Source organism: Pseudonocardia halophobica, assembly GCF_050948485.1.
Taxonomy (GTDB): Bacteria; Actinomycetota; Actinomycetes; order Mycobacteriales; family Pseudonocardiaceae; genus Pseudonocardia; species Pseudonocardia halophobica.
The window spans coordinates 3,638,124-3,655,882 of the sequence record NZ_CP192046.1; the positions used below are offsets into that span (position 1 = coordinate 3,638,124).

A 17,759-nucleotide genomic window follows, 5' to 3' on the forward strand; every position below is an offset into this window, starting at 1 on the left:
ACAGCTCGGCGCGGTCGAGGTCGGCACGGTGATCGAGCCGCGAGGCCGCCGGCTCGGCGTCGACGTGGGATCGGTGCGCGTCGGGGTCGCCCTGTGCGATCCCGACGGCCTGGTCGCGACCCCGCTCGAGACGGTGCCGCGCGAGGGCGCGGCCCGGCGCGTGGCGGAGCTGGTCGACGAGCACCTGGCCGTCGAGGTCGTGCTCGGGCTGCCCCGCACCCTCGCCGGCCGGGAGGGACCGGCGGCCGAGGCCGCGCAGGCGTTCCGGGCCGAGCTGGAGGCCGTGCTCGCGGTGCCCGTCGTGCTGCACGACGAGCGGCTCACGACCGTCGTCGCGACCCAGCAGCTGCGGGGCCGGGTCAAGGGGCGCAAGCAACGCGCGGTGATCGACCAGGCCGCCGCCGTCGCCATCCTGCAGGGGTACCTGGACACCCGACGGTGACCGTCCGGCCCGGTCGGGCGTGCACCGTGCCGGGCCGGTGCGGGGACCCGTTACCCTCCGGAGCTGTGAACGGGACGCGCCGCAGCAGTCGGAACCGCCACCGGGCGGGCTGCGAGGCGTGAACCCACCCACCGGTCCCTTCCTGACCCGCCGCGAGGAGCTCGCGGCGCGGCGGGCGGAGCTGCGTGAGATCGCGCGCAAGCGCCGCCGGCGCGGCCTGTTCGTACTGCTCGCCGCGCTGGTCCTGCTCGGGGTCGTGTTCGGCGGGGGTGCGTACCTGGTGGGCTCCACCTTCTTCACGGACGACTTCGACGGCGACGGCCAGGGGGACGCCGTGGTCCGGGTCCTCGACGGGGACTCCACCCGGCAGATCGGCACGATGCTGGCCCGCCGCGGCGTCGTCGCCAGCCCGGAGGCCTTCACCGAGGCCGCGGCCGAGGAGAAGAAGGTCCTCGGGATCCAGCCCGGCTACTACCAGATGCGGCTGCAGATGTCGGGCGAGTCCGCGGTCGCCCTGATGATCGACCCGTCGTCGCGGGTGGGGCGGCTGGAGATCCGCGGCGGCACCCAGCTGGACGACACCCGCTCGCCGGACGGGACCGTCGCACCCGGCGTGATCAGCCTGATCTCGCAGGCCAGCTGCGGCCGGATCGACGGCCAGCGGCGCTGCGTGAGCCCGGAGGAGCTGCGGCAGGTCATGGCCACGGCCGACCCGGCGTCGCTCGGGGTGCCCCAGTGGGCGGTCGAGGACGTCGCGCGGGCCGAGCCGAACCGGAAGTTCGAGGGCCTGATCGTGCCGGGCCTGTACGACGTCGCGCCGGGCACGTCGGCCGCGGACGTCTGGAAGTCCCTGTTCGCGGTGTCGGTCGCGCAGCTCGAGTCGAGCGGGCTCACCGCCGACGCGAGCCACGACGGGCTCGCCACCTACCAGCTCCTGGTGCTCGCCTCGCTGGCCGAGAAGGAGGCGATCACCCCGGACATGGGCAAGGTCGCCCGGGTGATCACGAACCGGCTCGACATCAACCAGCGGCTCGAGCTGGACTCCACGGTCAACTACCCGCTGGACCTGCAGGCGCTGCGCACGACCGCGGAGGCGCGGGGCACGGCGGGGCCGTACAACTCGTACCAGAACACGGGGCTGCCGCCGACGCCGATCGCGGCGCCGGGCAAGGACGCGATCGCCGCCGCGCTCGACCCCGAGGCGGGTCCGTGGACCTTCTTCGTGCGGTGCCAGAAGGACGGCACGTCCTGCTTCGCGACCTCGCTGGCCGAGCACCAGACCAACGTCGGCGAGGCGATCCGGAACGGGGCGTTCTAGGCCGTGTCTCCCAACCCGCCACCACCGCTCCCGGCGCCCACGCCGTCCCCGCCGGCGTTGCCGGGCCACCCGAATACGCCCGGTATGAGGGCAGCCCGGCTGCCTTGCCGGGAACGACGTGGATCACCGGGCCCGACGGCGCCGGATTGAGAGACACGGCCTAGCCGGGCCTCACTGCCCGAAGAAGCCCGGCGGGGGGACCGGCGAGGGAGTGGTCGAGCGGTCGTGCCGCACGGGCGCGCCCTTCGCCAGCGTCGCGACCGCCGGCCCGGCCAGCACCCGCGCGCGGAACGGGTCGCCCGCGGCCCGGCGGGTCAGGTCGGCCACCGGCAGCGGCCGGTCGGCGGCGACCAGCACGAGGTTGCCGAACCGCCGGCCGGACAGCAGGTCCGGCGCGGCGATCACCGCGAGCTCGGGGAACTGCGCGCCCACGGTCGCGGTCTGGCCGCGGGCGAACTCGAGCGCGCCGCCGTCGGCCACGTTCGCGACGTAGACCCCGTCCGGTGCGAGCACCCGCCGCACGTCGGCGACGAACTCGGCCGAGGTCAGGTGGGCGGGGGTGCGGGCGCCGGCGAAGACGTCGAGGACCAGCAGGTCGGCAGAGGCGTCCGGGCGGGTCGCGAGGAGCGCGCGGGCATCGCCGCTGACCACGTCGATGCCGGTGTCGTCGGCGGGCAGCCGCGCGGCGACCAGGTCGATCAGGGCCGCGTCGAGCTCGACGACGAGCTGCGGCGAACCCGGGCGGGTCGCGGCGACGTAGCGGGGGAGCGTCCAGGCGCCGCCGCCGAGGTGGACCGCGCGCAGCGGGGTCATGGGCGGCGCGATCGTGTCGACCACGTGCCCCATGCGCCGGACGTACTCGAACTCCAGGTGCTCGGGGTCGGCCAGGTCGACGTGGGACTGGGCGGTGCCGTTGACGAGCAGGGTCCAGGCCAGGGGGCGCTCGGGATCGCCCACCAGCTCTGCCCGGCCGTGGTCGATCTCCGCCCGGACGACGGCGGGTGCGAGGGGCGGATCGGGACGAGCGGGGTCGGGCACCCCACGATCCTTCCCCGGCCGCTGCGGCGCTGCACCGGCCGGTCGGGTGCCGAGGCGGTGACGCGCACTACCAGGTGGGTGCGACAGGACGGGGCCCTCGTGGCTCGCTCCGCGGAGGTTCGTCCACGGATCGGCGGACCTGTGCACAGCTTCGCGGTGGGTACACCGCCCGTCGGCAGATCGGGCGAGCATCGGCGGCATGGTCGTGTCGCTGGTGGTGAGGGTGGAGGCGCTGGTGCCCGGCGGGCTCTCGGGAGCGGGTCCGCCGCTGCCGCGGGTGGGTGCCGAGCTGGCGGCGAGCGGGATCACGCCGAACGGCCTCCTGCCCGGCGGGACCGTCGTCGGCTGGGCGCTCCTGGGGTTCGGGCTCGGGATGCTGGGCGGCGCGGCCGGTCGATTGCTGCTGGCGCGGATGCGCCGCGGTACGCGCGTGCCGCCGCCCTGGCTGGAGGTGGCGGTCGGGGTGCCCTGCGCGGGTGTCGTCGGCGCGGCGGGGGCCGGGGTGCTGCCGTGGGCGTGGCTGCCCCTGCTCCTCGGCGCCGGGTGGCTCGCGGTGGTGGCGAGCGTGGTCGACGTGCGGCACCACCGCCTGCCCGACGCGCTCACCCTGCCCGCACTGCCCGCCGCCCTGGTCCTCGCCGTGCCCGTGGGTGTCGCGGCGGTCGGGCGCGCCGCGGCGGGCGCCGCCCTCCTCGTCGGCGCGTACCTTCTGGTCCACGCGGTGTCGCCGCGGTCGCTGGGCCTGGGCGACGTGAAGCTCGCGGCACCGGTCGGCGCCCTGTCCGCCGCCGCGTCGTGGCCGGCCCTGCTCCTCGGCTGTGCGCTCACGGCCGTCGCCAGTGTGGGCATGGCCGGATGGATGGTGGCGCGGTCGGCCCGGCCCACCCGTGGTGCTGGTGTCTCGCTCGACGGCACGGGCGCGGGCCCGCCGGGCGTGGCGGCACCGCTCCTGTGCGACAGCGCGTCGGGCGCGGCGACCTGGCGGAGGGGCGCGTCGAGGTCGATGCCTCCCGCGGAGCTGCCGCTCGGCCCGCCGATGCTCGGCTCGGCGTGGCTGGTGGTGTTCGTGGCGGCGCTGGTGGGCGGCACGAGCGGTGCCGTCGGGCCGATGGGCGGGGGGTGAGAGAATCGCGGCGTGCTGCGTTGGATCACCGCCGGGGAGTCGCACGGTCCCGCGCTGGTCGCCGTGCTGGAGGGCATGGTCGCCGGTGTCGAGATCACGACCAAGGAGCTGCAGGCCGAGCTCGGCCGCCGCAAGCTGGGCCACGGGCGCAGCCCGCGGATGGCGTTCGAGGCGGACGAGCTCGAGGTGATCGGCGGCCTCCGGCACGGCGTGACCCAGGGCGGCCCGGTGGCCGTCCGGATCGGCAACACCGAGTGGCCCAAGTGGGAGACGGTCATGGCGGCCGATCCCGTCGACCCGGAGCTCGTCGCGAACCGGGCCCGCAACGCCCCGCTCACCCGGCCGCGACCCGGCCACGCCGACCTCGCCGGCATGACGAAGTACGGCTTCGACGAGGCCCGCCCGGTCCTCGAGCGCGCCAGCGCCCGGGAGACCGCCGCGAAGGTCGTGCTCGGCACGGTCGCCAAGGCGTTCCTCAAGCAGGCGTTCGGGGTCGACGTCGTGTCGCACGTCGTCGCGATCGGCGCCGTCGACGCCCCCGAGGACGACCCGGTGCCCGGGCCCGGCGACCTCGACCGCGTCGACGCCAGCCCGGTCCGCGCCTTCTCCGAGGCCACGGCCGTGCGGATGATGGCCGAGATCGACGCCGCGCACGAGGACGGCGACACCCTGGGCGGCGTCATCGAGGTGCTCGCCTACGGCATGCCGGTCGGCGTCGGCTCCTACGTCCAGTCGGATCGCCGGCTCGACGCCAAGCTCGCCGCGGCCCTCATGGGCATCCAGGCGATGAAGGGCGTGGAGATCGGCGACGGCTTCCGCACCGCGCACCGCCGCGGCTCCGCGGCGCACGACGAGATGATCCCGGGCGACCCGGTGAAGCGGCTGTCCAACCGCGCGGGCGGCATCGAGGGCGGCATGACCAACGGCGAGCCGGTCCGCGTGCGGGTCGCCATGAAGCCGATCTCCACGGTGCCGCGGGCGCTGCGCACGATCGACACCACCACGGGCGAGGAGGCGACCGCGATCCACCAGCGTTCCGACGCCTGTGCCGTCCCGCGCGCCGGGGTGGTCGCCGAGTCGATGGTGGCGCTGGTGCTGGCCGAGGCGGCGCTGGAGAAGTTCGGCGGCGACTCGCTGGCCGAGACCCGGCGCAACGCGGCGTCCTACCGGGACGACGTGACGCGCCGCTTCGCGCACTGAGTGCGGACCCGAGCGTGGGCTGACGACGCACTGACCACGGGTGCTTCCGCGCCTGCGGGCGGTCGGTGAACGCCGGGCGAACGGCGGATACGATCGCGCCGTGAGCGACGCGACGAGGCCGGTGCTGGTGCTGGTGGGTCCCCCCGGGGCGGGCAAGAGCACCGTCGGGCGGGTCCTCGGGCGCAGGCTGGCGGTGCCGTTCACGGACGTCGACACCGAGATCGAGGCGCGCGTCGGCACCACGATCGCGGAGATGTTCACCTCCCAGGGCGAGGAGGCCTTCCGCGCCGTGGAGCGCGAGGTCGTGGCCGAGCTGCTGGGAACGGACTGCGGGGTGCTCGCCCTCGGCGGTGGATCGGTGCTGGCCGGGTCGACGCGCGCGCTCCTGGCCGCGCACCGGGTCGTGTACCTCAAGGTCGGGCTGGCCGACGGCATCCGCCGCACCGGCATGTCGACCGCGCGCCCGCTGCTGGCCGGTGTGAACCCGCGGGCGACCTTCCGCGCGCTGCTCGAGGCGCGGGCCCCGCTGTACCAGGAGGTCGCCACGGTCGAGATCGACACGGTCAAGCGCAGCGCGAACCAGGTCGCCGCCGCGGTGCTCACGGCCCTCGATCTCGACGCCGCCGCGAGCCCCGCCCCGGCCCCGAGCCCGGGCGACCCCGACGACGCGATCACCTCGTCCGACGACGCCCCGCTCCCGGACCCCGTCTTCGGCCGCCCCGGCTCCTGACCGCCACACGATCACCCGTGCGCGGACAGGACGGGCGCGACGCGCCCGCAGGTCGCACGACCGGGGGCGGTTAGGGTCGTCCCATGACCCAGCCCGGCCCCTCGGAGACGAGCCCGACCGCAGCCACGTCCGCGGCACAGGCGGACCCGCCCACCACGATCCGCGTCGCCGCGGAGCGCCCCTACGACGTGATCGTCGGGCGCGGGGTGCGGGCCGGGCTGCCCGGCGTCGTGCAGGAGCTGGGGTCTCGGACCGCGCTGCTGGTGCACCAGCCCGCGCTGGCAGAGGCGGCGGAGGCCGTGCGGCAGGAGCTGGAGGACGCCGGTGTCGACGCCCACCGTGTCGAGGTGCCCGACGCCGAGGAGGGCAAGGCGCTCGCCGTCGCCGGGTTCTGCTGGGAGGTCTGCGGGCAGATCGGGCTGACCCGCCAGGACGTCGTGATCGGTTTCGGCGGGGGAGCGGCGACCGACCTGGCCGGCTTCGTGGCCGCGACCTGGATGCGCGGGGTGAAGGTCGTGCACGTGCCGACCACCCTGCTCGCGATGGTCGACGCGGCCGTCGGCGGCAAGACCGGCATCAACACCGCCGCCGGGAAGAACCTGGTCGGCGCCTTCTACGAGCCCTCCGCCGTGCTCGTGGACCTGGCGACGCTGGAGACGCTGCCCGAGCCGGAGCTGGTGGCGGGCATGGCCGAGGTGATCAAGGCCGGCTTCATCGCGGACCCGGTGATACTCGACCTCGTCGAGCGGGACCCGAAGGCCGCGCTCGACCCGGCCGGCGAGGTGCTGCCGGAGCTGGTCCGGCGGTCGATCCAGGTGAAGGCCGACGTCGTGGGCGCGGACCTGCGCGAGTCGCACCTGCGGGAGATCCTCAACTACGGCCACACGCTGGGCCACGCCATCGAGCGCCGGGAGGACTACACCTGGCGGCACGGGGCGGCGGTGAGCGTCGGGCTGGTGTTCGCCGCGGAGCTCGCCCGGGCCGCCGGACGCCTCGACGACGCCACCACGGACCGGCACCGCGCGATCCTCAGCTCGATCGGCCTGCCCACGACGTACGAGGCCGGCGTGCTGCCGGAGCTGGTCGAGACCATGAAGGGCGACAAGAAGTCCCGGGCCGGGATGCTGCGGTTCGTGGTGCTCGACGGCCTCGCGAAGCCTGGCCGGCTCGAGGGCCCCGCGCCGGAGCTGCTCGAGCAGGCCTATGCGACGGTGAGCGCATGACGCGCGTGCTGGTCCTCAACGGTCCCAACCTCAACCGGCTCGGCCTGCGCGAGCCCGGCATCTACGGCCACACGACCTACGCCGACCTGGTCGCGCTGTGCGAGAAGACCGGCACCGAGCTGGGGCTGGACGTCGAGGTCCGACAGACCAACACCGAGGGCGAGCTGATCGGCTGGCTGCACGAGGCCGCCGACGCCGGCACCCCGGTCGTCCTCAACCCCGCCGCCTGGACGCACACCAGCGTGGCGGTGCGGGACGCGTGCGCGATGCTGACGGGCGGCCTGATCGAGGTGCACATCAGCAACGTGCACACGCGCGAGGAGTTCCGGCACCACAGCTACGTCAGCGCCGTCGCCACCGGCACCATCGTCGGCCTCGGCGTGCAGGGCTACGTCCTGGCCCTGCGCTACCTCGCGAGCCTCTAGACCCTCAGCCGAAGGCCAAGACGAACTCCTCCGCCGACCGCGGGCGGAACACGACGTTGGCGCGGCGGACGTCGAGCAGCGGCGAGTGCGGCTCCTCCGAGTAGCGGTGCCCCGGGTAGACGGTCGGGTTGCCCGCGAGGGAGCCGAGGCGCTGGATGCTGCGGTACATCGCCTCGACGTCACCGCCCGGGAAGTCCGTGCGGCCGCAGCCCTGCAGGAACAGGGTGTCGCCGGCGACCAGCCGTCCGTCGACGAGGAAGCACTGGCTGCCGGGGGTGTGGCCGGGGGTGTGCAGCAGCCGGATGGGGATGCCGCCGACCTGCACCACGTCGTCGTTCTCGTGGAGGGTGAGGTCGGCGACGGAGAGCCCGGTGACCTTGGTGACCCACTCGGCCTCGGCCTTCTGCACGTGCACCGGGACGGGCGCGCGGGCGAGCAGCCCGGTGAGCCCGGCGAGGTCGAAGCCCATCATCGTGCCGCCGACGTGGTCGGGGTGGTGGTGCGTGGCGAGCACGCCGGTGAGCCGCATGCCGTCGGCGTCGAGCACGTCGAGGAGGTCGTCCGGGGCGTAGGCCGGGTCGACGACGACGGCCTCGCGGGACTCCTCGTCCCCGATGAGGTAGGCGAAGTTGACCATCTGGGTGGCGACCCGGTCGCCGACCGCGAAGTCCTGTCCGGACAGCAGCTGCCTGAAGTACAGCCCCGACCCGCTCATACGGCCAAGCCTAGGCTGAGGCCCATGACCGGTGCCGCCCAGACCAGCACCCGAAGCCCCCGCCCGCAGGCCGCGCGCCGCGAGGCCCTCCGCGTGCGGGTGCGCGCCGCGGGGCTCGACGGGCTGCTGGTCACCGACCTCGTCAACGTCCGCTACCTGACCGGGTTCACCGGCTCCAACGGCGCCCTGCTGCTCGCCGCGACGGACGACGCCGGCAGCCGGTTCGGCACGGACGGCCGGTACACGATCCAGGCCGCCGCCGAGGTGCCGGACGTGCCGCCGCTGATCGAGCGGGCGACGGCGCTGGCCCTGGCCGCGCGGGCGTCGGCGCTCGGGATCCGGCGGCTGGGCTTCGAGTCCGACGCCGTGACCGTCGACGCGCACGCCGCCCTGTCCGCCGCCGCGGAGGGTGCGACGCTCGAGCGGGCCCCTGGGCTCGTCGCGCAGCTGCGGGTGATCAAGGACGACGCCGAGGTCGAGGCGATCCGGCGGGCCTGCGCCATCGCCGACACGGCGCTCACCGACCTGCTCGACGCGGGCGGGGTCCGGGCGGGCCGGACCGAGCGGGAGATCGCCCTGGACCTGGAGTTCCGGATGCGCGCGCTCGGGGCGGACGGGCCGGCGTTCGACTCGATCGTCGCCGCGGGCCCGAACTCCGCGATCCCGCACCACAGCCCGACCGACGTGGCGCTGCGCCCCGGCGACCTCCTCAAGCTGGACTTCGGTGCCCTGGTGGGCGGCTACCACTCGGACATGACCCGCACGCTGGTGCTCGGCCGGGCCGCGGACTGGCAGCGCGAGCTGTACGCCCTCGTCCACGGGGCGCAGGCGGCCGGCTGCGCGGCGGTGGAGGCCGGGGTGCCCGCCGCGGACGTCGACGCCGCCTCGCGCGAGCCGATCACCGCGGCGGGGCGGGGTCCGCAGTTCCTGCACGGGCTGGGCCACGGCGTCGGGCTGCAGATTCACGAGGCCCCGGCGCTGTCCGCCGCGTCGAAGGACGTGCTGGAGGCCGGCATGGCGGTCACCGTGGAGCCCGGGGTCTACCTCGCCGGTCGGGGCGGCGTCCGCATCGAGGACACCCTGGTCGTGCCCGGGGCGGGGCCGGCCGAGACCCTCACCGGGTTCACGAAGGACCTCGTCCAGGTCGCCTGACGGGGGACGTCCGCCGGGGTCACGCTCGTGCTCCGGCACGCGGCGGTATCCTCGACGACGGTTCGGCGGGGCCTGTCCCGGGCGGGAGTCCGGGCGCCGCCGCCGAGAGCGACATCCGCCGCGTGCGGTCGTACCGGTTCGTCATCCGTCGTCACGGTCGGCACACGCGCGCCCCGCCGAGTACGACCCTGCAGCACCGCTCCGCAGTACCGACGAACCAGGAGAGACCCGCACGTGGCCACCACGAACGACCTGAAGAACGGCTTGGTGCTCAACCTGGAGGGCCAGCTGTGGTCGGTCCAGGCGTTCCAGCACGTCAAGCCCGGCAAGGGCGGCGCCTTCGTGCGCACCACGCTGAAGAACGTGATGACCGGCAAGGTCGTCGACAAGACGTTCAACGCCGGCACCAAGGTCGAGACCGCGACGGTCGACCGCCGCGACATGACCTACCTGTACCGGGACGGCGCGGACTTCGTCTTCATGGACGGGGACACCTACGACCAGCTCCCGATCCCGGAGAACGTGGTCGGCGACGCCGCGAACTACCTGCTCGAGAACCAGGTCGCGCAGATCAGCTTCCACGAGGACGCTCCGCTGTTCGTCGAGCTGCCCACCTCGGTCGAGCTGGTCATCTCGCACACCGACCCGGGCCTGCAGGGCGACCGCTCCACCGGCGGCACCAAGCCGGCCACCCTGGAGACCGGCGCCGAGATCCAGGTCCCGCTGTTCCTCGAGACCGGCACCAAGGTGAAGGTCGACACCCGCGACGGCCGGTACCTCGGCCGCGTCAGCAGCTGACGTGCGGGCCAGGACCAAGGCCCGCAAGCGCGCCCTCGACATCCTCTTCGAGTCCGAGGCGCGCGGCGCCGACCCCCTCGAGGTGCTGACCCAGCGCCGCGAGACGGACGACGCCCCGCCCGTCTCGGACTACGCCGCGCTGCTGGTGCGCGGCGTGGTGGAGAACCGGGAGCGGATCGACCAGCTCCTCGCCGAGCACGCCGAGGGCTGGACGGTCGCCCGGATGCCCGCCGTCGACCGCACGCTGCTGCGGATCGGCGTCTACGAGCTGCTCTGGGTGGACGAGATCGACGACCCGGTGGCGATCACCGAGGCCGTCGAGCTCGCCCGGACGCTGTCGACGGACGACTCGCCGCGTTTCCTCAACGGCGTGCTCGGCCGGATCGCGGACATCGCCGAGCACCTGCGCGCCACCCTCTGACGCGGCGAACGGCACTCTCGCTCACCAGATGTGAGCGAGAGTGCCGTTCGTTCATGCTCAGCCGAAGCGGCGCGAGGCCCGGGCGAACAGGGCCGGGGCGGCGCCGTGCACCTTCGCGCCCAGCGCCAGCCACCGCGGCGTGACGATCTCGACGGACCCCCGCCGGATCCCGCGGGCGATCTCCTCGGCCACCCGGTCGGCGAGGATCGGCCGCGGGAATCGCCGGTCGTACTCCCGGCCCCGCCGCCCGAAGTAGGGCGTGTCGACCGCGCCGGGCAGCACCGTCGTGACGCCGACCTCGGGCGCCTCGATGCGCACCGCGTCGGCGAAGCCCCGCAGCCCCGCCTTCGTGGCGCTGTACACGGCCTCACCGGCCACCCCGAGGGCCGCGATGGAGGCGACGAAGACGAGGTGTCCGCGCTCCTCCCGCAGGCCGGGCAGCAGCGCCCGGGTCAGCTGGATCGGCGCCCGCAGGTTGAGATCGACCAGCTCGTCGACCCGGGCGGGGGAGAGGTCCTCGAGCGGCCCTGCCGCCCCGACGCCCGCGCAGTGGACGACGAGTGCGGGCCGGGCGGGCAGGGCGTCGAGCAGGGTGTCGACGCCCGCGGCGAGGTCGGCGACGACGGCCTTGGCGCCGGTCCGCTCGGCGACCTGCTGCAGCCGCTCCGGGTCCCGCCCGGTCACCACCAGCCGCGCGCCGTCGCCCGCCAGCCGCTGCGCCACCGCGGCGCCGATGCCCGACGACGCCCCCGTGACCAGCGCGATCCGCTCCGCCACCCTCATCCGCGCCTCCCGCGCCTCATCCGGGGGCCACGTCCGGCCCGGCCCTCCCGGCCGCCGCGTGCTGGGCGTCGAGCTCGTGGAGCAGGTGGCTGCCGCGCAGGGTGATGAAGGCGATCCCGGCGATCACCACGACCGCGGCGACGCACTGCCCCGCGAGGAGGGCCGGCGTGGCGTCGAGGCGCTCGCCCAGCCACCACACCCCGATCAGCACCGCGACCACCGGGTCCACGCTGGTGATCACGGCGACGGCCGGCGACACCATTCGGCCCTGCTGGAACGTGTTCTGGCTCAGCAGGAAACCGATCGGCCCGATCACGCACACCGCGTACAGCGTGACGTGCTGGAACGGTTCCAGCAGCCCGACGCGCAGCTGCCCCGTGACCACCTTCATCAGGCCGGCCGTGACGCCGTACATGATCCCGGTCGCGAGGGCGAGCGCGAGCACCCGGGTGGGGTGCCGCACCAGCGACGAGTACACGATCGCCCCGACCACCGCTGCGGCCAGCGCGATCGCGAGCGGCAGCCCGCCCCAGACGTCGACGTGCTCCTGATCCGACGGAACCGGACGCGCGAGCAGCAGGAACGCGGCGATCCCGGCGGCGCAGAGCAGCGCGCCCAGCAGGATCAGCGGGTCCGGTCGGCGGCGGGACATCAGCGAGGAGAACGCCGCCGCGAACACCACGCCGGTGACCAGCAGCGGCTGCACGACCGCGATCGCCCCGTACGCCAGCGCGATGAGCTGCAGCAACAGCGCGACGATCGTGGCCACCAGCCCCAGCAGCCACATCGGCCGGCGGAGCAGCGTGGTGATCAGGCGCGGGCTCAGCGTCGGCGCGGTCTCCACCTCGTGCGTGGCTCGCTGCTGGGCCGCGGTGGCGAGCCCGAACCCGGCGGCCCCGAGCACGGCGGCAGGGACCGCGATCACAATGTCGCCGTCCATACCCACCCCCCCCCGGTGCGCGTCCCGAACCGTTCGATCAGTACGGGTGTACGGGTAGCTGCATACTCCCCAACGACCGCCTCAGGCCAGCAGGTATTCCCTCGATCACGGGAAGTACGGCGGGATCCGCGGTGATCCCCACACACGTGTACCGGCCCCAGTGCAACGCCCCGACCGCGAGACCGACGCCGTCGGCGAGCGGCAGCACGGGCTGCACCGTCGTGATCAACCCGCCGCGCACGTGCAGCGGGCGGCGGGCACCCGGCATGACCGAGGCCAGCAGGTGGAAGAACCGCCGGCCGTACACCAGCCGGACCAGCGGGGCCTGCACCCGGCCCGGCAGCAGGCCGAGCGCCGCCAGCACCGCCGCCGCGCCCTCCGGCTGCCCGGCCGACGAGCCCGCGGCCAGTGCCGCGTCCACCCGGGCGATCCGCTCGGTCGGGGTCATCGGCCCGGTCGGCAGGTCCACCGACACCGCCGCCGTCCGGTTCCCACCGGCCCGGCTGCCGACGCCCGCCCGCGTCCGGGTCGTCATCGGCACCATGGTGCGGATTCGCAGCGGGGCGTCGAACTCCTCGTGCAGCGTCTGCGCGAGGGCCGCCAGGACCAGCACCGTGGTGCCGACGCCGTGGGCGCGGGCCGCGCGGCGGACCGCGGACCCGTCGAGGTCGACCGCGATCCGCCGCGGCCCGGGTCCCGAGCGCCCGACCAGCGGCGACCGGCCGACCGGTCCCGCGGTGGCGAGGCTCGCGATGCCCCGGACGACGGTGAGCGCATGCCGGAGCCGCGCGCCCCGCCCGCCGTCGGCGGCGGCCGCCATCCGGGCGGCCGGGGTTCCGGCGTTCTCGTCGGTGAGCAGGCGGATCAGCCCGTCGGTGACCGCGAGCCCGTCGCCGAGGGCGTGGTGCACCCGGGCCAGCACGGCGGCCTCGCCGGTGTCCGCGCAGGCGGCCTGCAGCTCCCAGCCCAGGCCCGGGTCGAGCGCGTCGGCGAAGAACGCCGTGACGGCCGCGTCCCAGCTCGGGTGGTCGCCCTCCGGCCCGATCCGCCACACCTCGCGCCGGACGTGGGCCAGCGGGTCCGGGGCGGGATCGGGCCGCCAGCGCAGCGGCCGGCCCGGGCGCGGCGGGGCCAGCCCCCGGGTCAGCAGGTCGAGGTGCGGCGCCCGCGCGCGGACCAGGCCGTCGAGGTGCGCCACCCAGCCCTCGGCGGGGGCCCCCTCGACCGTGATCCGGGCCCCGACCTGCTGCGGCACCTCGGTCGTGGCGGCGTGCACGAACAGGGCGTCCTGCGGGCGCAGCCGCTCCTCGACGGCCGGGACGTCGAGGTCGGCGAGGGCCGCGACGTCCCGGTCCAGGTCGTGGGCCTCGAGCCGGCGCCGCAGGTCCTTGACGACGACCGCCCGCGCGCCGGGGTCCCGCAGCTCGGCGACCGCCTCCGCCACGCCCGCCCGGCCCCGGCAGATCCGGGCGAGCCCCGCCGCGGCCAGCACCTCGGCGTTGGCCCGGCCGTGCCCGGGGATCGGGTCGGCCAGCAGGAGCGGGCGGGCGCAGGCCAGGGCCTCGAGCGCGGTGGCGCCCCCGCCGTTGGTGATCACCAGGTCGGACTCACGGGTCGCGGTCGCGGGGTCGTCGATCCAGTCGACGACGGTCAGGCGCGCCCCCTGCGGGTGGGAGCCGGCCAGCCGCTGCAGCCGGCGGCGCAGCGCGGGCAACCGGCCCGCCGTGACGACGACGTCCGCGCCGGCGTCGAGCGCGCCGGCGCAGACCGCGGCCACGTCGCCGAAGGCCAGCGAGCCGCAGGACACGAGGACCCGGGGCCGCTCGCGCGGTGCCTCCTCGGGCGGGGCGAAGGCGGAGACCACGGGCAACGCCGCCACCCGAACCGGGGCGCCGGGCGCGGCCCTGCGAAGCAACGCGGCACCCTCCTCGGTGCTGACCAGATGCAGGTCGAGGGACGGGGAGGCCCACAACGGGTGCGGGGCGGGGTCGTTGACCAGGGCGACGGCGGGCACCGGCAGCCGGCCCCGGCGGCGCAGCCACGCCAGCCCGGTGATGCCCTCCGGGAAGGTCGCCACGACCAGGTCGGGCCGGTGCTCCCGGAGCGCCGGCTCCAGGCCGCGGCCGCTCCACCGCCCGATCACGGCGCGGGTGCCGCCCCGGAAGAAGGGCACGTGCCAGAGCAGGCGGAAGTACAGCTCGTACAGCCAGGGCAGGTACCGGATGCAGCCGGCGTAGACCGCCCGGAACACCGGCCCGGCTCGCCGGCCCATGCCGTCGAGGGTCTCGGTCCAGCTCACCTCGACGCCCGGCCACAGCCGCCGCGCGCGCTCCTCGACGGCGCGCGCCGCCGCGTGGTGGCCCGCGCCCAAACTGCCGGTGACCAGCAGCAACCGTTGCGGATCCGTCATGTCGTCCTTGCCGTGCGGGGAATGGTCGGCAGGACCGGAACGGGGGTACCGTGTCCTGTATGGACGGTGGAGCGCCGCGCCGGGTGCTGGTGCTGTCGGCCCCGGTGGGGGAGGGCCACGTGGCGGCGGCCCGCGCGCTGGCCGCGCGCATGCGGGAGCTCTGGCCCGCGGCCGAGGTGCACGAGGTGGAGAGCGCCGGCGGCGGGCGGCGCGGCGGTGTGCGGGACGCGGTGCTGCGCCGCTCCTACGCCGCCACCATGCGCTGGACCCCCGGCCTGTACGGCCTGGGCTACGACCTGCTCGTGCGCCACCCGCGGTTCGCCGCGCTGTGCAAGCGGGTCGCGGCGGCGCGCCTGGGCCGGTCCCTGGCCCCGCTGCTGCGCGAGGAGCACCCGGACCTGGTGGTCTCCACCTACCCGATGATCAGCGGCGGGCTGGCCTGGCTGCGCCGGCGCGGGCAGCTGCCCGCGCGCAGCGTCGCGGTGGTCACGGACGTCGCCGTGCACCCGTTCTGGGTGTGGGCGGACGTCGACGAGACCTGGACGCTGCTGCCGGCCAGCCGCGCGCAGGCTGCGGGCCTGGTCCCGGAGGCCGAGGTCCGGGTGGCGCCCGCCGCCGTCGACCGGCGCTTCCACCCCGGCGACCGCGCGGCCACCCGGCGGGCGCTGGGGCTGCCGGAGGGGGCGTTCGTGGTCCTGGTGACCGGCGGCTCGCTGGCCTTCGGCGGCATGGAGGGCGTGGTCGACGCCGTGCTCGCGGGCGGGGCAGGCGAGGGCCCTCCGGTCGAGGCCGTGGTGCTGTGCGGGCGCAACGAGCGGCTGCGGGCCCGGCTGGCGGCGCGGGGCACGCCCGGGCTGAGCGCACTGGGCTGGACGGATCGGGTGCCCGAGCTGATCACGGCGGCGGACCTGGTGCTCACCACGGCCGGCGGGATGATCGCGAGCGAGTCGCTCGCCGTCGGCACGCCCGTGCTGTTCGCGAACCCCGTGCCGGGGCACGGCCGCGCCGGGGCCCGGATGACCGAGGAGGCGGGGCTGGCGCTGGTCTGCCCCCGCTCCACCGACGTCACCGCGGCCGTGCGGCGGCTGCGGGCCGACCCCGAGGGCCGGGCGGAGCTGAGCCGGCGGGCCCGGGAGTTCTCCCGGCGGACGCTCGACGCGGAGCTCGAGGAGCTGGCCCGCCGCCTCTGAGGACGGGGTCAGCCCACGCGGAGCTTGGGCTGCGGCACCCCGATGCGCAGCCCGATGCCCTCGCCGGCCAGCGAGCGCTGGAACCACCAGAGCGAGAGCCCGATGCCCACCGCGACCAGCGAGTACGAGCCGGCCGTGGACACCATGAGGAAGTTGCCGACGGTCTGGGTGGCCAGCACGGCGAGCGTGGTCACGCCGTTGACCAGGAAGACCGCCGCCCACAGCAGCGAGACCTTCTTGAAGAAGCTCTTCATCCGCGGGTGCTGCGTGAGCGCGTCGGGGAAGGCGCAGAAGTCGTCCGCCAGCTTGGCCAGCAGCGGCCGCTCCAGCCCGATCGTGACGAGCAGCAGCCCGGCGAACACGAAGTTCTGCACGGTGGGCTGCAGGAAGTAGAGGAACGCGGACCCGGTCCACAGCCCGACCACGGTCCGGGCGACGAGCAGGACGGTGGTCAGCCACAGGATCGCCGGGATCTTCCGCCGCGTGACGACCCGCCGGCCGATGGCCAGCGCCGACCAGGACAGCGCCCCGATGATCCCGGCATCGAACCCCGCGTGCGTGAACAGGATCCAGAACAGCGCGAGGGGGATCAGCGTGGACTCCAGGAGCGGACGTCCGGCGTGGCGCAGCAGGGATCCGATCGGCGGGAGATGGATCAGAGTCGTCATCCGGTGCTCCGGCATGCAGGTCCTTCTCGCGTCGGGGTACCAGTCCGCTCGCGTCGTGCAACGCGATTTCGGGAGTGTAGCGGTTCGGGTCACGGGGAGATAACGGGCCGGTCGCCCGTTGTGACCTCCCCGTGAGCCCGCGCCCCGCCACCGCCGACCTGCTCCGGAGCCGCTCTCAGGCGCCCGCGGCGGTGCGGATGGTGTCCCGCAACGACCCGAGTGTGGCGAACACCGCAGAGGGCTCGTAGCCGCAGTGCGCCATGCAGTTGGCGCAGCGCTCGTCCCTGCCGCGCCCGTAGGCCTCCCAGTCGGTGTCGTCGATGAGCTCGCGGTAGGTCTTCACGTACCCGTCGTCGAGCAGGTAGCAGGGCTTCTGCCAGCCGAGCAGCGAGTACGACGGGATGGCCCACGCCGTGCAGTCGAGGTCGCGGCGCCCCTCGAGGAAGTCCAGGAAGACCGACGAGTGGTTGAGCCGCCACCTCCGGCGCCGACCGTCGGCGAAGGCCTTCTTGAACAGCTCGCGCGTCTGCTGGACGCCGAGGAAGTGCTCCTGGTCCGGGGCCTTCTCGTAGGCGTACCCCGGCGAGATCTGCATGTTGTCGATCTTCAGCTCGTCGTTGAGGTAGTCGAGCACGTCGATGACGTCCTGCGGCGTGTCGGTGTCGAAGAACGTGGTGTTCGTATTGACCCGGAAGCCGGCCTCCTGTGCCAATTTGATCGCGGCGACGGCCTGGTCGAACACGCCCTCCTTGGCCACCGACTCGTCGTGCCGCTCGCGCAGCCCGTCGATGTGGACCATCCAGGCGAAGTTCTTGTGCGGGGTGAAGCGGTGCAGGTGCTTGGGCAGGAGCACCGCGTTCGTGCACAGGAAGACGATCTTGCCGAGGTCCAGCAGCCGCCGGACGATGACGTCGATCTCCTTGTGCATCAACGGCTCGCCGCCGGCGATGGAGACCATCGGCGCGCCGCTCTCCAGGACGGCGTTCACGGCCTGCTCGACCGGCATGCGCTGCTTGAGCAGGTGCGCGGGCTGCTGGATCTTCCCGCAGCCGTTGCACTTCAGGTTGCAGGCGAACAGTGGTTCGAGCTCGACCAGGATCGGGAACTTCTCGGTCCCCTTGATCTTCTGCTTCAGCAGGTACGAACCGAGACGGATCGACTGGCGCAGTGGCATGGCCATCTG

General features: G+C 74.8%; 18 protein-coding genes. 11 read left to right on the forward strand and 7 right to left on the reverse strand.

All coding sequences use genetic code 11. The features are described 5' to 3' along the window. Positions 1–28: 28 nt before the first annotated feature. Both ruvX and ACQP04_RS17500 read left to right on the forward strand, forming a co-directional pair. Complete coding sequence (ruvX, locus tag ACQP04_RS17495) at positions 29–442, forward strand: Holliday junction resolvase RuvX (protein ID WP_433508093.1); 414 nt, start codon at positions 29–31, stop codon at positions 440–442. A 118-nt stretch (positions 443–560) separates the two neighbouring features. Continuing rightward, the gene (locus tag ACQP04_RS17500; RefSeq protein WP_433508094.1) at positions 561–1,760 is read left to right on the forward strand and encodes an endolytic transglycosylase MltG; all 1,200 of its coding nucleotides are present in this window, start codon (positions 561–563) and stop codon (positions 1,758–1,760) included. Between the two features lie 171 nt (positions 1,761–1,931). Here the strand turns inward: ACQP04_RS17500 and ACQP04_RS17505 are convergent, their stop codons facing one another. Then, entirely contained in the window at positions 1,932–2,798 is an 867-nt protein-coding gene (locus ACQP04_RS17505) for a spermidine synthase (RefSeq protein ID WP_433508095.1), read from the reverse strand. A gap of 199 nt (positions 2,799–2,997) precedes the next feature. Here ACQP04_RS17505 and ACQP04_RS17510 point away from each other — a divergent pair, with 199 nt between their 5' ends. From ACQP04_RS17510 to aroQ, 5 genes are all read left to right on the forward strand, one after another. After that, positions 2,998–3,921, forward strand: a complete 924-nt coding sequence (locus ACQP04_RS17510) for a prepilin peptidase (RefSeq protein WP_433508096.1) — start codon at positions 2,998–3,000, stop codon at positions 3,919–3,921. A gap of 12 nt (positions 3,922–3,933) precedes the next feature. Then, positions 3,934–5,121, forward strand: coding sequence for a chorismate synthase (gene aroC / locus ACQP04_RS17515; RefSeq protein WP_433508097.1), 1,188 nt, complete (start codon positions 3,934–3,936; stop codon positions 5,119–5,121). Between the two features lie 100 nt (positions 5,122–5,221). Next, positions 5,222–5,851: a shikimate kinase gene (locus ACQP04_RS17520; protein ID WP_433508098.1), complete on the forward strand. Its 630-nt coding sequence runs from the start codon at positions 5,222–5,224 to the stop codon at positions 5,849–5,851. A gap of 83 nt (positions 5,852–5,934) precedes the next feature. Continuing rightward, entirely contained in the window at positions 5,935–7,074 is a 1,140-nt protein-coding gene (gene aroB / locus ACQP04_RS17525) for a 3-dehydroquinate synthase (protein WP_433508099.1), read from the forward strand. Then, positions 7,071–7,499 (forward strand): type II 3-dehydroquinate dehydratase, encoded by a 429-nt coding sequence (gene aroQ, locus ACQP04_RS17530; protein ID WP_433508100.1) that lies wholly within the window; start codon positions 7,071–7,073, stop codon positions 7,497–7,499. Before aroB ends, aroQ begins: the two co-directional genes overlap by 4 nt. Positions 7,500–7,503: 4 nt before the next feature. On the opposite strand, the gene ACQP04_RS17535 is transcribed toward aroQ, so the two are convergent. Beyond that, positions 7,504–8,214: an MBL fold metallo-hydrolase gene (locus tag ACQP04_RS17535; RefSeq protein ID WP_433508101.1), complete on the reverse strand. Its 711-nt coding sequence runs from the start codon at positions 8,212–8,214 to the stop codon at positions 7,504–7,506. A 24-nt stretch (positions 8,215–8,238) separates the two neighbouring features. Between ACQP04_RS17535 and ACQP04_RS17540 the strand changes: the two genes are divergently transcribed. The 3 genes from ACQP04_RS17540 to nusB all read left to right on the forward strand — a co-directional run bounded on the left by ACQP04_RS17540 (position 8,239) and on the right by nusB (position 10,585). Next, a complete protein-coding gene (locus tag ACQP04_RS17540) occupies positions 8,239–9,366 on the forward strand; it encodes a M24 family metallopeptidase (RefSeq protein ID WP_433508102.1) in 1,128 nt (375 codons plus the stop codon). 234 nt (positions 9,367–9,600) lie between these two features. After that, positions 9,601–10,164: an elongation factor P gene (efp, locus tag ACQP04_RS17545; RefSeq protein ID WP_037044386.1), complete on the forward strand. Its 564-nt coding sequence runs from the start codon at positions 9,601–9,603 to the stop codon at positions 10,162–10,164. Position 10,165: 1 nt separating this feature from the next. Continuing rightward, complete coding sequence (nusB, locus tag ACQP04_RS17550; RefSeq protein ID WP_037044388.1) at positions 10,166–10,585, forward strand: transcription antitermination factor NusB; 420 nt, start codon at positions 10,166–10,168, stop codon at positions 10,583–10,585. A gap of 57 nt (positions 10,586–10,642) precedes the next feature. On the opposite strand, the gene ACQP04_RS17555 is transcribed toward nusB, so the two are convergent. From ACQP04_RS17555 to ACQP04_RS17565, 3 genes are read right to left on the reverse strand one after another with little or no spacing between them, the layout of a single operon-like run. Further along, positions 10,643–11,368: an SDR family NAD(P)-dependent oxidoreductase gene (locus ACQP04_RS17555; RefSeq protein ID WP_433508103.1), complete on the reverse strand. Its 726-nt coding sequence runs from the start codon at positions 11,366–11,368 to the stop codon at positions 10,643–10,645. 16 nt (positions 11,369–11,384) lie between these two features. Next, the gene (locus ACQP04_RS17560; RefSeq protein ID WP_433508104.1) at positions 11,385–12,308 is read right to left on the reverse strand and encodes a DMT family transporter; all 924 of its coding nucleotides are present in this window, start codon (positions 12,306–12,308) and stop codon (positions 11,385–11,387) included. A 37-nt stretch (positions 12,309–12,345) separates the two neighbouring features. Next, positions 12,346–14,718, reverse strand: a complete 2,373-nt coding sequence (locus ACQP04_RS17565) for an MGDG synthase family glycosyltransferase (protein ID WP_433508105.1) — start codon at positions 14,716–14,718, stop codon at positions 12,346–12,348. 59 nt (positions 14,719–14,777) lie between these two features. On the opposite strand from ACQP04_RS17565, the gene ACQP04_RS17570 reads away from it, so the two are divergent. Then, positions 14,778–15,908, forward strand: coding sequence for an MGDG synthase family glycosyltransferase (locus ACQP04_RS17570; protein WP_433508106.1), 1,131 nt, complete (start codon positions 14,778–14,780; stop codon positions 15,906–15,908). Positions 15,909–15,916: 8 nt separating this feature from the next. On the opposite strand, the gene ACQP04_RS17575 is transcribed toward ACQP04_RS17570, so the two are convergent. Continuing rightward, a complete protein-coding gene (locus tag ACQP04_RS17575) occupies positions 15,917–16,576 on the reverse strand; it encodes a VC0807 family protein (RefSeq protein ID WP_358206138.1) in 660 nt (219 codons plus the stop codon). Positions 16,577–16,751: 175 nt separating this feature from the next. Further along, positions 16,752–17,756, reverse strand: a complete 1,005-nt coding sequence (gene hpnH, locus ACQP04_RS17580; RefSeq protein WP_433508107.1) for an adenosyl-hopene transferase HpnH — start codon at positions 17,754–17,756, stop codon at positions 16,752–16,754. Positions 17,757–17,759 lie beyond the last annotated feature (3 nt).

What these genes read in the sequence shown, in the direction of transcription:
- aroQ (WP_433508100.1), top strand. Translation starts at nt 7,071, where the DNA reads ATGACGCGCGTGCTGGTCCTCAACGGTCCCAACCTCAACCGGCTCGGC.
- ACQP04_RS17535 (WP_433508101.1), bottom strand. Translation starts at nt 8,214, where the DNA reads ATGAGCGGGTCGGGGCTGTACTTCAGGCAGCTGCTGTCCGGACAGGAC.
- aroB (WP_433508099.1), top strand. Translation starts at nt 5,935, where the DNA reads ATGACCCAGCCCGGCCCCTCGGAGACGAGCCCGACCGCAGCCACGTCC.
- ACQP04_RS17560 (WP_433508104.1), bottom strand. Translation starts at nt 12,308, where the DNA reads ATGGACGGCGACATTGTGATCGCGGTCCCTGCCGCCGTGCTCGGGGCC.
- ACQP04_RS17555 (WP_433508103.1), bottom strand. Translation starts at nt 11,368, where the DNA reads ATGAGGGTGGCGGAGCGGATCGCGCTGGTCACGGGGGCGTCGTCGGGC.
- hpnH (WP_433508107.1), bottom strand. Translation starts at nt 17,756, where the DNA reads ATGGCCATGCCACTGCGCCAGTCGATCCGTCTCGGTTCGTACCTGCTG.
- ACQP04_RS17575 (WP_358206138.1), bottom strand. Translation starts at nt 16,576, where the DNA reads ATGACGACTCTGATCCATCTCCCGCCGATCGGATCCCTGCTGCGCCAC.
- ACQP04_RS17540 (WP_433508102.1), top strand. Translation starts at nt 8,239, where the DNA reads ATGACCGGTGCCGCCCAGACCAGCACCCGAAGCCCCCGCCCGCAGGCC.
- ACQP04_RS17510 (WP_433508096.1), top strand. Translation starts at nt 2,998, where the DNA reads ATGGTCGTGTCGCTGGTGGTGAGGGTGGAGGCGCTGGTGCCCGGCGGG.
- ACQP04_RS17570 (WP_433508106.1), top strand. Translation starts at nt 14,778, where the DNA reads ATGGACGGTGGAGCGCCGCGCCGGGTGCTGGTGCTGTCGGCCCCGGTG.
- ACQP04_RS17565 (WP_433508105.1), bottom strand. Translation starts at nt 14,718, where the DNA reads ATGACGGATCCGCAACGGTTGCTGCTGGTCACCGGCAGTTTGGGCGCG.